11 protein-coding genes are annotated in these 13,828 nt (G+C 40.1%); 4 read left to right on the top strand and 7 right to left on the bottom strand.

Annotated features, from left to right (window positions below; genetic code table 11):
* Positions 1-32 precede the first annotated feature (32 nt).
* The 7 genes from PGR14_RS08715 to PGR14_RS08685 all read right to left on the bottom strand — a co-directional run bounded on the left by PGR14_RS08715 (position 33) and on the right by PGR14_RS08685 (position 10,693).
* On the bottom strand, positions 33-902 hold the full coding sequence (locus tag PGR14_RS08715) for a class C sortase (protein ID WP_270223271.1): 870 nt from the start codon (positions 900-902) through the stop codon (positions 33-35).
* An 89-nt stretch (positions 903-991) separates the two neighbouring features.
* Positions 992-2,428 carry an isopeptide-forming domain-containing fimbrial protein gene (locus PGR14_RS08710; RefSeq protein ID WP_270223270.1) on the bottom strand — a complete coding sequence of 479 codons (1,437 nt, stop codon included), beginning with the start codon at positions 2,426-2,428 and terminating at the stop codon, positions 992-994.
* Between the two features lie 110 nt (positions 2,429-2,538).
* Entirely contained in the window at positions 2,539-7,170 is a 4,632-nt protein-coding gene (locus PGR14_RS08705; protein WP_270223269.1) for a SpaA isopeptide-forming pilin-related protein, read from the bottom strand.
* A gap of 12 nt (positions 7,171-7,182) precedes the next feature.
* The gene (locus PGR14_RS08700) at positions 7,183-7,383 is read right to left on the bottom strand and encodes a hypothetical protein (protein ID WP_008371181.1); all 201 of its coding nucleotides are present in this window, start codon (positions 7,381-7,383) and stop codon (positions 7,183-7,185) included.
* 614 nt (positions 7,384-7,997) lie between these two features.
* A complete protein-coding gene (locus PGR14_RS08695) occupies positions 7,998-8,573 on the bottom strand; it encodes a hypothetical protein (protein WP_270223268.1) in 576 nt (191 codons plus the stop codon).
* A gap of 396 nt (positions 8,574-8,969) precedes the next feature.
* The gene (locus PGR14_RS08690; protein ID WP_270223267.1) at positions 8,970-9,401 is read right to left on the bottom strand and encodes a hypothetical protein; all 432 of its coding nucleotides are present in this window, start codon (positions 9,399-9,401) and stop codon (positions 8,970-8,972) included.
* 47 nt (positions 9,402-9,448) lie between these two features.
* Positions 9,449-10,693, bottom strand: a complete 1,245-nt coding sequence (locus PGR14_RS08685) for a BTAD domain-containing putative transcriptional regulator (RefSeq protein ID WP_270223265.1) — start codon at positions 10,691-10,693, stop codon at positions 9,449-9,451.
* A 189-nt stretch (positions 10,694-10,882) separates the two neighbouring features.
* Between PGR14_RS08685 and PGR14_RS08680 the strand changes: the two genes are divergently transcribed.
* The 4 genes from PGR14_RS08680 to PGR14_RS08665 are packed head-to-tail and all read left to right on the top strand — an operon-like array spanning position 10,883 to position 13,815.
* Positions 10,883-11,854 carry a transglutaminase-like domain-containing protein gene (locus PGR14_RS08680; RefSeq protein ID WP_270223264.1) on the top strand — a complete coding sequence of 324 codons (972 nt, stop codon included), beginning with the start codon at positions 10,883-10,885 and terminating at the stop codon, positions 11,852-11,854.
* 58 nt (positions 11,855-11,912) lie between these two features.
* A complete protein-coding gene (locus PGR14_RS08675; RefSeq protein WP_243034437.1) occupies positions 11,913-12,965 on the top strand; it encodes a type II secretion system F family protein in 1,053 nt (350 codons plus the stop codon).
* Positions 12,966-12,975: 10 nt separating this feature from the next.
* On the top strand, positions 12,976-13,314 hold the full coding sequence (locus PGR14_RS08670) for a hypothetical protein (protein WP_008371196.1): 339 nt from the start codon (positions 12,976-12,978) through the stop codon (positions 13,312-13,314).
* Between the two features lie 12 nt (positions 13,315-13,326).
* Positions 13,327-13,815, top strand: coding sequence for a DUF4860 domain-containing protein (locus tag PGR14_RS08665; RefSeq protein WP_044998830.1), 489 nt, complete (start codon positions 13,327-13,329; stop codon positions 13,813-13,815).
* The last annotated feature ends 13 nt before the right edge of the window (positions 13,816-13,828 follow it).

The following is a 13,828-nucleotide window of genomic DNA, read 5'->3' as shown; positions in this document are numbered from 1 at the left end:
GGCATATTCCCTTTCTCGTTCTTATTCTCTTTTTAAGAGGTCTCATTTTTCTTCTTTTGAAGCTTCTTCTCCTTTAAGTATAACACAAGGATGAAGATTGTGGTAATTACAAGACCAATAATTACCCATAAGAGATAATTTGTATGAAGACTAATTCCGCTGAGCGGTGTCTTATCATCGGCAACTTCCTGTTCCACATAAGGTACTCTGTGACCACGGACCAAAAGCCGCTCGGTATTGACTCCGTATGGAGTACAGGTAAGAAGTGTTACAAGATCTTTTCCTTCTTCTACTGCAAGAGAGGAAGTTTCTTCCGGTTTTACTACGGAAATCTTGTCGACTTCATAACATAATGTTTCGTTTAATACATGGATCAGAAAATGATCGCCTTCTTCCAGCTGATCCAGATCGGTAAAAAGAGACGCACTCGGAAGTCCACGGTGTGCGGAGATAACGGCGTGTGTACTTTTACCGCCGATTGGAAGAGAGCTTCCTTCCAGATGTCCGGCTGCCTGTTTGAGAACATCTTCGTCGGTAGTGTGGTAGATCGGAAGCTTGATGTCAATCTTCGGGATTTCCACGATTCCCATCATTTCGTCACCGGCAATATTCAGAGCATCCATGTAGGACTGGTCTTCTTTGTCACTGGCTGCGGCAACTGCAAATGAGTCAGGAAGGATACTTGGAAGTAATGCTTCGTTGTAAGCTTCTGCTTTCTGCAGTTCTGCGTCATAATCAATCTCATGTGCTGCATCCTTTTCGGATACAGTCTGTTCATAACTGCTGATCAGTTGCTTCTGCCTGTAGTTATTCCACTGGTTTGCAACGAATGGATACAGCAGTAAGGACAACCCGGCTAAAAATATGATGCCAATAATAAGTTTGTTTGCTTTGCGTTTCATCCGAATTCTCCTTGCTGTTGTATTATTTTTTAGGAATCCGGGGCGACCTGCCCCGGATTCAATATCTGATTATAAATAATTATGAAAGATTATTTGTTTGTTTTTTTGCGGCTTGCGAAGAATAAGCCAGCTGCTGCAATCATGATGAGGCATCCAGCGATTGTGAAGATTGTAGTACCGATACCACCTGTTGATGGAAGAGCATGAAGTTTGGTATCATTTAATTTACCATCAGCTTTAACCGTAGCTGTAGCTACACCAGTCTGAGTAAGTGTAATATCTTTGCCATCTGTATTGATAGAATATCCTTTTGGTGCTTTTGTTTCTTTAAAGTGATAAGTACCAACATTTAAACCTTCTACAATAACTTTACCGTCTTTATTTGTTATAACAGTTGTTGTTGCATCTTCTGCGTCTGGAGCATATCTATAGTTTCCATTCTCTTGCTGTTTGAATTTTAATGGTGTATTTTCTCCAGATTTGTATACTTCAAATTCAGCGTTTGCTAAAACATTTGTTTCAATACCATTTCCAAATTTAACTAAAGTGATTTCTCCTGTAAATAACTTAACCGGTACATTATTTCCACCGTATTCTACACCTGCTGCATGGCTACCTGCTTTATTCTCTACGTTTAATTCTTTAACTTTTGCAGTATAAGTAACTGTAATTTTCTTTCCTGCATTTAGATTAGATGTATCTGCAACTAATTTGTTTAAGTTAATAGTAAATCCTGTTTGGTCTTCATTTACTTCAATTGTACCAACCGGGTCAGTTTGACCTTCCATTTCTACAGTACTAATAGCGCCTTTGCCTTCTAAGTAGTAATCTGCACCAGTAATTTTATCAGTAATTGTAAATGTTCTGTTTTCAGTATTAGCTGCATCAATAAATGGTACATATGCTTCGATTTTATAAGTTACGATATCTCCGATTGCTACTACATGATCGTCATCAGCTACTGTTTTGTCTACAGTTGTTGGAGATTTTTTAGCTGTTACTTCTGCATTTGTTAATGCTGGATATGGTTTTCCAAATCCTACATATGCTGTTGCTGTTTTATAAGTAAATCCTGTTTCTTCTGCTTTGATTGCATAAATACCAGCTGCGCTTACTTCGATTTCTGTTTTATCTGTTGATACTGTGAAACCAGTAAGTGCTGCAACTTTACTTAATGCTAAGTCAATTTTTGCTGCTGTAGCAGTTTCTGCAGTTACACCTGTTGGTAATTCAACATTATTATCATTGTACTTAATTAATCCCCAGATAACCTGCTGCTGTGCATCATCTGAATCTTTAAGTCCGAATGCTTCTGTAAAGCATGCTCCTGCACCATTAGTAAATGCCCAACCAGAAGTTTTGGTTTCATCTTTCTGGATAATCTGCATGTACTCAACTTTATTAGCTTTGTCAAAGTTTGTAAGTGTAATTGTTGCTTTTGCATCCGCTGCAAACGATGTCATACTCATTCCGAGTACCATAGCCAGTGTTAATAACACTGCAAAGATTTTTCTCATCTTCTTCATATTTTTGTCTCCTTTTCTTTTAAGGACTTTGCCTATTTTTTATTGTCCCCTCATATGGGATAATAACGTTTTTGTGTGGCAAGAAGCCACTGAAAAATTAATCCTTACAATTATTTTTCCAGCACCTCCCTGCATTTGTTTTTATATAAGATCCATGCGGCTGCAAACATAAGTAACATGCCGCCAATCATATACAAGTAAATTCCGGTGCCTCCGGCTGATGGGAGGGCGTAAGCTGTTTCATTTTTAAAGTACAAATGAAGCGTTGAATCAGATTCTGTAATTGTACTTGTATCAATTGTACTGTCTGTTTTTTCTGAAGTATAGGATACGAGACTTCCACCCTTTGTTATACTGAGTGACCAAGTTTCTTCGCTTCGTACATAGCCGACAGGTGCTTTTGTTTCTCTTAGTACATACTCGCCAGGTGCAAGGTTTGTTACAGTTTTTTCACCTTTTTTCCAGATGATTTTTCCATTGTCATTTGATGTACCAATATATACTGGTGTATTATTTTTTAGTAATTCAAATTCTGCACCTTGAAGTTTGACCTGATTTCTGCTAGTACTAACTTTTACGATATCCCAATCTTTTGTTGCCTTTACATTTGTAAAAGTAACACTTCCAACGGTTCCACCACTGTTTTTATCATAAGTGTAGTTTTTGATAACATCAACATCTTTACCATTACTATCAGCGTTTGTCTCATATCCGAGTTTGAATGTGACACTCTCTTGTCTCTCATTACGAGTGTTTCTACAGTTTGTAGTTTCATCAACCTGATAATTGGTTAATACATATCCATTCGAATTTACTTCGCTTATGGTATATGTTCCACGAGGTAAATTCTTCAGATCTTTATCAGCAAGTTTTACTTCAGTGAAACCTGCTGGAATAGTAATAGCAACTGTTTTGATTTCACTTCCAGACTCGTCTTTAATACTGAAATTGAATGTACACTCTGTTTCCAACGCACTTTCCAGTTTCTTTGTAATCTGGATTTCACCTGATACAACTTTGATTGTATAAATGCCATACAGTTTTGCAGAATCATTTTCATTTACAGCTTCTACAATATGGCCTGTACCACCTGCTATATTTCCGCCTGTATTTGCAGTACTTCCGTCTCTTCCGTCTGATGGTACTCCTGCATCATAACTTACTTTTAGATAATATGTAGTCTCTGTATCTGCAGTTAAATCTGTAACCTTAGTTGTACATTCTGGATCACTGTACCATTCAGTTGTAAAACTACTCTCCGGAACATTATACTTACTAGTATTTCCTTCAAGATCGAACATTTCCTTCAATACAGTGTTTGTATCCGGAAGACTATCACCTTTATAGATCGTGACTTCTTTGTTTTTGACCTTCAGTTCGGCTTTTACGTTAACCTTAGGTTGAGGAAGAACTGCATCGCCATATCCGGTATGGATCATGGAATCCGGTGAAATATTAGTAGGTACATCATTGCCACCGATATAGTCATCTTTGGCTTTTACAGTAATTGACTTTTTCCAATTTCCATTCTTACTATTCGGAATTGTTTGTTCATTCCAAACAATGTACTGATTACCAGTAGTTTTGTCATAATATACTGTTCCACCATTATTTAATGTGATTCCCTTATCGATTCCCGAATAATTGGAAGTAATTGGGTTTCCTGAATCATCCAAAATTACAAATCTAGGATCAATTACATCTTTTATTTGCGCATTTTTCATGTCCTGATCGTGTGTTATTGTTGTCTGGATGTTTTTGAAAATAGTTTTTAATTCATCAACACTCGAAGCAGGATATGCGCAACCTTTAGATGCGATATTATCTTCCAACCATTCTTTAGTGTCCTCATTAAGTTTTAAACCAATTGTGTAAACAGTAATACCTTTTTCTTTGAGATTTTGAGCTTGCAATTTAGACTTATTTTTATCGTCTTCACTGCTCGGATCTCCATCTGTAAATAGAATTACATAACGCGGAACATTTTCTTGCTTATTTTCTTCTAGTTGTTTCAATGCAAGCTTTAAACCAAGTTGTGGAGACGTTCCAGCTGATGCGTAGATACTACTGATTTTCTTCACTAATTCGTCTTTGTTAGTTCCAATCGTTGTGAGCTCACTCACTAGGTTTCCAACATAATTAAATGTTGCTATGCCAATTCTGCTATTAGTAGAAGAAGCTGCCATCGATGTAGTAAAAGTGGAAGCTGCTTCCTTTAAACCGGTTAAACTACTATCAATCGTATAAACTGTTTCTTTGCTGGCATCTTTAACGTTATTCCAGGAATCACCGTTGTAATATATCCACTTACCATTAAGATATATCATCGGTTGTTTTGCATTTTTATAACTCCAACCCCCGTATGTGACCGTCTTAGTTAAATTCGTGTAATAATAAACCTTGGTTGTATCTAAAGTATTTCTAATATCTTTATATGGCCCAACCTTCTTAAATCCCTTAGAATCATAATCATTAGAATCATATAACATACTTCCCGACGTATCAAAAACCATCATTACATCTGCTACCGCAGCTTGTTCTGAAGAAGTTGTTGATGTTAATTTGGAAGCCGCGCTGATATCTATCTGATAGGTGCGTTTATCCCAATCAATTACTTTTGCTGTTTTATTATAGTTGAGCGAACTGTTTATAAGTTCTTCTTTTGTCATATTCAGGATCTGATAATAAGAGCCTTCCTTGTCTGTATATTTTGTTGTTCCATCAGATAGATATAAAGTTGCTATAGCTGTATTGTTGCTGTCTAACTCAACTTTTACGATCCAGGTATCCAACGATGGGATGTAGCCGCTAGGTGCAGCATCTTCACGTAATGTATAAGTTCCTACGCGGAGTTTGGTAAATCTTACATTACCACTTTCTCCTACTGAACTTGCAGTTTGTGTTTCGCCTGTTTCATTATTTACTAAGGTAAATCTAGCGTCCTGTAATCCTTCGTTGTTCTTGTTTACTTTTTGAAGATTCAATTCAGCCATCGGAACCTGGCTAACTTCTGCTATACTTGCTGATGGAAGTGTGAATTTCATCTTACAGTTTGATTCTCCGGCACCACGTTCCATGTACAGAACGGTTAATGTATGTTCTTTTTCTTTTCCTTCAGGAGTAAGCTCATCAGCTGTTTTTCCTAATTTCTCCCATATATCAACAGTTTCGCTAGCTGCCTGATGAATTACACCAAGATCCAGAACCACTTTACCATCGAGCAACACCCATAAATCATCATCTCCGGTAAATTCATAATTCATCGGTCCTACATAATCTCCGATTTTAAACAAAACATCGTACCGCATTCCAAAGAAATAATTCTGTGCTTTTTCGGAATTTTCATAGCTGAACTTCCGCTCATTCTCCAACGGATAAAAACCAGCTCCTTCGGTGGTAAGTATCTTACCATTTTGGTCTTTCACATCTTTTAACGTGTAGGTATCTCCCTTTTGTTCAAAACCCAGCTTTAAATCTTTGTAAACTTTTCGAAGATATCTGGTTTCATAATCATCGTAAGAGCGGCCAAACCGATCGTATTTTTTTACCTTTACGCTACAAGTAGCATCCGAGTCCTCGAAGAAACCCGGTTCCGGATAATTAAACTCAACCTTACCATTCTCATCCAATCCTTTAAGAATGTCTTTTACAACGCTGGTACCCTTCGTATAATCATTGGCACCAAAACTACCAATTGGAATCCAATATTTGTACTGTTCAAAGTTTTGTTCTCTAGTTCCTGCTGTTAATTTTCTTCCATTGTTTGGTTTCTCACCAAGCATATTAAACGAAAAATATGTATTGTTATTATTTCTGGCTTCGTCGTCTGTTACAGCTTTTACAGTATAATCATAAAATGTTGTAGCACCATCGAAACCCTTAGTTTTAGGAGTGTAATATACTTTAATCGTACAATCTTTAGTAACTGAAAATTCATTATCTGTATCCACAGGCGTTGTTGTTTCAGTTCCGTCTGCTGCTGTTTCTACTTTAGTAACACTTGCGACATTCCAGTTTGTTGCTTTCGTATAATCGTTGATTTTACCTCCGATTGGAAGTGTCAATACATCATCTGCATATATCTTTTCTTGGGGATTTTTTGTATTATCATAGTGTTCTATGGTAACAGTAACTTCTGAATCACCTTTCTGAACAATGACATACTTGGAAAAATGCGGAGCATCGAATACGACTTTTCCTTCTCCATCAACAGCACCGTTCATGTCTTCTGCTACATTATTATCATCTACATGCAGTACTGCAGCATTTTGATCGGATGTGATCTCCGGGGTGTCTACGCTGACCTGAACCGGAGTGGTTGGCTGTACTTCTGTACCGTCTACCAGGAATTTAATATCATAAGAGAAAATATTTTTAATTGAAAACTGTTCTTCAATTGCCTTTTCTTCTACTGCTTTTTCGATTTCTTTTACTTCATCTTCTGAAGTAATCTCTGATACAGAAAGCTGTGCATTTTCAGGAAGAGCATCTGCTGATCCTTTTACTTTAACAGTAGCATTTCCAACTTGTACTGACCATTCTTTTTCCGAAGGTATTTCGATGTCAGTTGTATTAGCCTCATCTCCTGTAGCCTCATCTGCCACCGGTTCTGTTACGACTTCGGCCTGGCTCTGGCTGTCTGTGTTCTGTGGCTCATCAGCGAATGCTGATGTCGCACTGCTAAGCACTAATACCATGCAAAGCATGAATGCTATTAAACGTTTCTTTGTATTACTTTTCATGGCGTCCTCCTTCTATTCCTCAATTCTGACTTCATAATTGTTATCAAGTGCTCCGTCTATCAGCTTCAATAATTCAAGGGCACTGCGGAAATGCTGCTCTCGCTGCTCTTCCACCCAAGTAACGCTGCCCTGCCAGGTACCGTTCTGCTGATCCATGATTTTTATTAAAAAAGTTCTTGTATTTTTTTGCTTTTTATTCATGTCAGTTTTCATCTGCCCTTCCTAATTATTTAGACTTTTTTATCTTATATAGGTATTGTATCTGACAAAGCATTACGTGAATCATTACCAATAACGAAAAATATTAACTTTTTTAAGCTATAACAAGAAATAGTAATGTTTTTGTAATAATATAATGATTTGATACCAGGGTCAAAAGGTCAGAAAACCGATGCAAGCTTGCTTGCAAGAGGATTTTTGACCTCTTGATCCACCAAAAACATGAGTAAGTAGCCGTTTTGCAAAGAAAAATGAGCGGATTACGAATGCTTTAGAGGACTGCGAGAGTGCAAAGCACGTAGCAATCTGGCATCAAAGGGGGCAAAATACCTTTTACCCCAACATCATGATTTGTAGGAGTGCGTAATATTTGTGTCTGACTCTACTATATGTATTGGGATATTAGAATAGAAGTAAAAGTGGGGAATAATGTGATGAAAGTGCAAAAAGTATAGCTTGCGGGGAGCGCATAGAAAAGGAGTAAGCTGGTTATAGAGGTGAGGGAGAGGGATTTTCCGGACAAAAAGATCCCGTGACTGATATTGGGGAGATGTACTGCATCTTAGACGGTGATCAGTCACGGGATGGGGGGAAGGGTTATTTAGTTTTTATTCGATGCCAAATTCTTTTAATAGTTTCTTTTGGTATTCGATATCTTCGGTAGCACGTTCGAGGTCATTGTAGCGCTTGGATTTTAAGAGATATTTGTTTAGTAGTTTAAATTCATTTAATTCAGCTCTGATTTCTTCCCTACCTTCTTCTCTGGCATCTTCCTTCAAGGTTTTCTCATATAAGTCTTTGTCATATGTCGTCAGGATCATATTTGTCACCTCCGCTCGATATTTTTTTAGAAACTCTGCCAACACGTCCTGATTAATACAGGTATCAATTGCCTTTTCTAATGCATCTTCCACAGAAGGTTCCGACTGTATATATTCCCTGACACATTGGACGAATATGGAATATTCTTCAAGTCGTCTGCAGTGCTTCATCAGCTCCTGATTGTGACCATAGTTGATATTCAACATGGTTGCGGTGCATTCCAGGCAAGGTGCTTCGTTATCTGTATTTTCAAAGCAGTCTGAAAGCCTTAACTCCATGGAATCTGGCTGATTTTTTGTACCATTGTAAAAGACAATATATTTCGGTTTTGGAAGCCGTACTCTTTTTTCATGGTAGATCATCAGATTATTATCTGCAACATACTAAAGATCATTCTCCATAACCGGTCCTTATACTGCCGGTTGTGAGTTTGTTTGCTATGGCGAGATTTCTTCTTTTGTTTTCTCATTGCTTACCTCCATTATAATAGAAAGCAGTTCATAAGTAAATTCGCCATATCTCATGTTTCATGTAGATATAAGATTTTTTCTACAATCAAAGAATTCATATATCATATATGATTCGATTTTCTACATACGCCTATTCAAATGGTACTGGAGTTTTTTGTGAAAAGCAATTAAGAAAGAATAAAATTTTAAGATAATTAAAAGGCACCCTCCGATCACATTCCGTGATCAGACAATGCCTGTATAATTCTTATTCATTCATGTAATGATATCTCTCGCAATGCCATTCCTTTAAACGAATGCATTGCTGAGAATTTTAAGCAGTTCAAGTACGCTTACAAACTGTTGTGTAGAGTTACCTTCAATCCAGCGGACGATGCCCTGCCAGGATGAATTCTGGCGGTATCTGACATTGAGAAAGAAAGTCCCTTTTTGTCCACGATTCTCGATGAAATCTTCCGGTGACTGTACTTTATCAAGCCGGTCAACACCTGAAAACTGGGTTGAAGTGAAAGAACGTGTGCTGGTGGATGCCTGTGGAAATTCGAGTTTGTCGAAGAAATCATCAGCTAATTCGATCAGCTGAAGGATATTGGTGAATTTCCAGGGTTCTTTGCTGTAGCAGTGATAAATCCGACCGGACAGCTCTCCATCATTAATATTATCAATACACATGTTAATAAAGTTTGGTGCATACCAACTGATTTGATAGCTTTGTTCCATAAATTATCTCCATTTCTGCCCTGCTGCGAAGATAACATGATTGCAGCTTACCAGGTTTTATTCTCAGTATTGAACTGAATCGGTGAATCTTGCCGGTCTACTTCGGCTACAGAGGACACGAAGTAGTCCAGGTACTGCTTCCAGCTTTTATGCTCTCTGGAGAAGTATCTCTGGATTCTGTCGAAAATCATGCTGCAGTTCTCTTTGTTCGTACCAACGAGAAGTATCAGAAACTGTGATGGGCTGTATTTGGTAAAGGAGTCTCCTTTACGCAGACACTGCTGGATCGTATTCTGAAGCTCACCTGAAAGAACTTCAAGCTTGTCCGGCTTGTCCATCGGCATTCCTTTTCCGTTGGTGATGCTACATAACATTAAGTATACGGACTGTCCGTTCCTCTCAATGATTCGGGAAACGAGACGGTAACTGTCACGGAAACTTGGCAGGCTACAGTAAAAAGCACCGCCGCGTATATCGTCCTCTTTCAGACGTTCCTTGATGTCGCCGAGTTCCTGTGGTTTGTAGTTAAGGCGGCTGCTCATCTGCTCGAACTGCTGCATCATATGTTCAGAAGGGCGGATTCCAAGCTCTTCGAAAAATAATTTGGCAGTGTTCTCATATTCCTGCACAGCATCCTTATAGCGGTTCAATGCCATATAGCAGTCGATGCGGACGGATTGCCATTCATCGAACGGATATAACTGGCATGCCGGCTCACAGAAACGAAGCGCCTCTTCATAATCTCCGCGTTCGATCAGAAGCTTACAGAGCTCCTGAAGGGATTCAGAATAAATATTCTTATATTGGACGCTTTCAACAAGGACCCATTCATCTCCTGAAAGTTCTGGAAGAAATTCCCCACGGTACATCAGACAGATCTTCTTAAGAAGTGCCAGCTTTTTTACCTTATCGGTACACGTCTGCACGTCTTTTGACAGAACCTTAAACTGATGTGCATCAACTTCGGTCGGCATCGGAGCATCCCATCGATAAATACCTTTTTTGATGTTGATATAATCATGACTCGGAAGTCCGGCATCTACGATGATCTTTTTAAGACGGTGTGCGGTTACCCGAAGGTTGTTGGCAGCATCGGCAAGTTCTTCTCTTCCGTACAGTTCATCAAGAAGCTTATCTCTGGAGATACCGGTATCGCCATGGTAGAGTAATATCTGCAACAATTTCATTGCTTTTGTCGTTGTGTTGCGTCCGAATGATACGGGAATCTCTCCGTAGCTTGCTGAGAATCCTCCGAATAAACGAACCTTTAAGACAGGTAAATGATCACTCATAAATTAACCCCCAATTTTACTATTGTGATGGTTTATAACTGATTTCTATTGTAATGGTCTTTGATTTCTTTGTCAAATAAATTAAAGCATATTAGACCAAATAACTTCTTTTAATGTTTTGATTATGCTATAATTTTTCTAGTTGAGTTTTTGGGACTGTTTCACTGTGGAAAAGAAAGGAGGAATTCTGTGCGGCAGAACGGTTTATATGAACAAAAAAAACGCTGGCAGAGGATTTTTCTTTTCTTTTTTCTGCTATTTCTGACAGGTGTACTGATACCTGGCGGATGTGCATCGGGGGGGAAAAAAAGCCAGTCCGGGGAAAAGGGGGATCCGAGAGATCCATCGGTGCAGGTGCTTCAGACGGAGGCTTCCGGTGAAGTGACATATGGAAATGACCTGGTTGTACTGGATGCATCCCATACGGCAGATGGCTATGTGATGATCTGTTATAATGGAAGTAATGAAAAAGTCAAGCTCCAGGTGACATCCCCGGATGGCACAGAGTATACCTATCCGGTTACGGTTGTTGGTGATTATGCGGTTTATCCGCTTCCGGGCGGGAATGGTTCTTATAAGGTAACACTTCTGGAGAGTGTGTCTGTAGATGACAATCTGTATGCGGTAAGCTTTACCCAGGATCTGGACGTACAGATCACAGATGAATTTGCCCCGTTTCTGCATCCGAATTATTATGTGAATTTCACGGCAGATTCCAAGTGTGTAAAAAAGGGTGAGAGTCTTGCAGGAAAGGACTGCTATTCTGATCTGGATGTGGTAACGCAGATTTATAATTTTGTAATTAAAAATATTTCCTATGATAAAAAGAAAGCGGAGAATGTTCCGTATGGGTACACACCGGATCCGGATGAGACACTGGATACCGGGAAAGGAATCTGTTTTGATTATGCGGCGTTGATGTCGGCAATGCTCCGGTCGCAGCGGATTCCGACGAAGCTTGAGGTCGGCTATTCCGGTGATGTGTATCATGCATGGATCAGCTGTTATGTTGATGAGATCGGCTGGGTGGATAACATCATTGAATTTGACGGAAAGAACTGGTCGATCATGGATCCGACACTTGCTGCAAACAACAGTGCTTCGGATGTGAAGAAGTATGTGGGAAATGGAAAGAATTATGTCACAAAGTATACCTATTAGATAAAAGGAAGCCGGATAAGAAGAATGTGGCAGGAATGTGAAAAGGAGGATGGCATATATGGAAAAGCGGACACAGCAGGGGAAGCTTACGAATCTGGAAATTGCTTCGTTCTGCAGTGAAATGGCAATGATCCTGAAGTCTGGGATTTCTTCCCTGGAGGGAGTTGATCTTCTCCGGGAGGATGCGCAGACGAAGGCAGAAAAAGAGCTGTTGGATGAGATTTATCAGTCAGTGATGGATACGGGCAGGCTGGATCAGGCGCTGGAAGAGACGAAAGTATTTCCGGAGTATCTGATCCGTATGACGCAGATCGGAGAAGAGACAGGAACTTTAGATGAAGTAATGGAATCTCTGGCGGAGCATTATGACCGAGAGGAAGCGATCAGGAGAAGTGTCCGGAGTGCCATCTCCTACCCTCTTCTGATGATCGGGATGATGCTGGTGATCATTATCATTTTGATGACAAAGGTTATGCCGGTATTTGATCAGGTGTTCCGCCAGTTTGGTCAGGAAATGACCGGATTTTCAAGAGGGATCCTGCTTGCAGGCAATGCTCTTTCCAGATATTCGGCGGTGCTTGCGGTACTTTTGGCGGTGATCGTCTGTGCGGGTATTTATTTTACAAAGACAGAGAGCGGCAGAAAGAAACTGTATCACATCGGATCCGGGTTTGCATTTTCAAGGGAGCTGAAGGATAAGCTGTCGGCATGCCGGTTTGCCGGAGGAATGTCACTGGCACTGAAAAGCGGACTGACGCCGGAACAGGGAATGGAATTTTCAGAGAACCTGATCGAGGATGATGATTTCCGGAAGAAAGTAGCAGAATGCAAAGCGGATATGGAAAATGGAACGGATATCGCAGAGGCACTGGTGAAAGCCGGAATCTTCACAGGTGTTTATGCGCGGATGACATCTATTGCCGGGAAAGCCGGAATGATGGATGAGATGATGGGAAGGATTGCCGATGAGTGTGAGGAGGAAGTGGATGAAAAGCTTTCTTCTATGATCGCAGTTCTGGAACCGACGCTGGTGATCATCCTGTCGGTGATCGTCGGAACGATCCTTCTGTCGGTTATGCTTCCGCTTCTTGGAATTATGTCAGGACTTTAGGAGGTATGCTATGTGGAGAAAAGAACGGGAACGGTTTTATCACGGAAAACGGCAGCACCCACTTCGGAATTTCTGTCTGTCCCTTCTGCTGTTTGTATGTATCTGCAGTGCTTTTTTCAGTGGATTTGAAAGGCTTTCGGACACGACAAGACGCAGGCAGAAGGAAAGTCTGGAAAATGCACTCTGGCGTGGTGTGACGCAGTACTATGCGCTGGAAGGACACTATCCGGAGACGCTTGATGATCTGACGGAAAACTGTGGGATCCAGTATGACAAGAAGCAGTTTTTTATTGATTATCAGATTGCCGGTGCCAATATTCTTCCGGACATTACGGTGATCGAACGATAGGAGGAAATGGGCATGAAGCGTAGAAATGAAAAAAAGCATGTGATTGATTTTCTTTTTCCTCTTGCAGTCTTTTTCGTGCTGGCGGCATCATCGGTCGCCATTGTGGTTCTTGCATCGGGATTTTACAGCCGGCAGGTGAAGACCTCGTCAGCTTCCTATTCGGGACGGACGGCACTTGCCTATGTGACGGAGAAAATGCACCAGAATGATGAAAATGGTGCGATAGCAGACGGAACCTTTGATGGGGAAAATGCTCTCGTGATCCGGCAGCGTTATGATGAGAAGGATTATGTGACATATCTGTATGCGTATGATGGATACTTAAGAGAGCTTTTTGTCCGGGATGGAACGGAAGCAAAAGCATCCGATGGACGGAAGATCCTGGCAACAAAGGACTTCGAGGCTAAGGAAACTTCAGATGGGATTTTTCATCTGTATTGTGAAAATGAAGACGGGAAAAAGACAGATACATTTGTCAGTGTGAAGAGCGCTGCAAGATAGATGGGAGAAGATT

Source organism: Coprococcus sp. AF99-45 (assembly GCF_027663865.1).
Taxonomy (GTDB): Bacteria; Bacillota; Clostridia; order Lachnospirales; family Lachnospiraceae; genus Allocoprococcus; species Allocoprococcus comes.
This window is presented reverse-complemented; position numbering and strand designations above follow the sequence as displayed.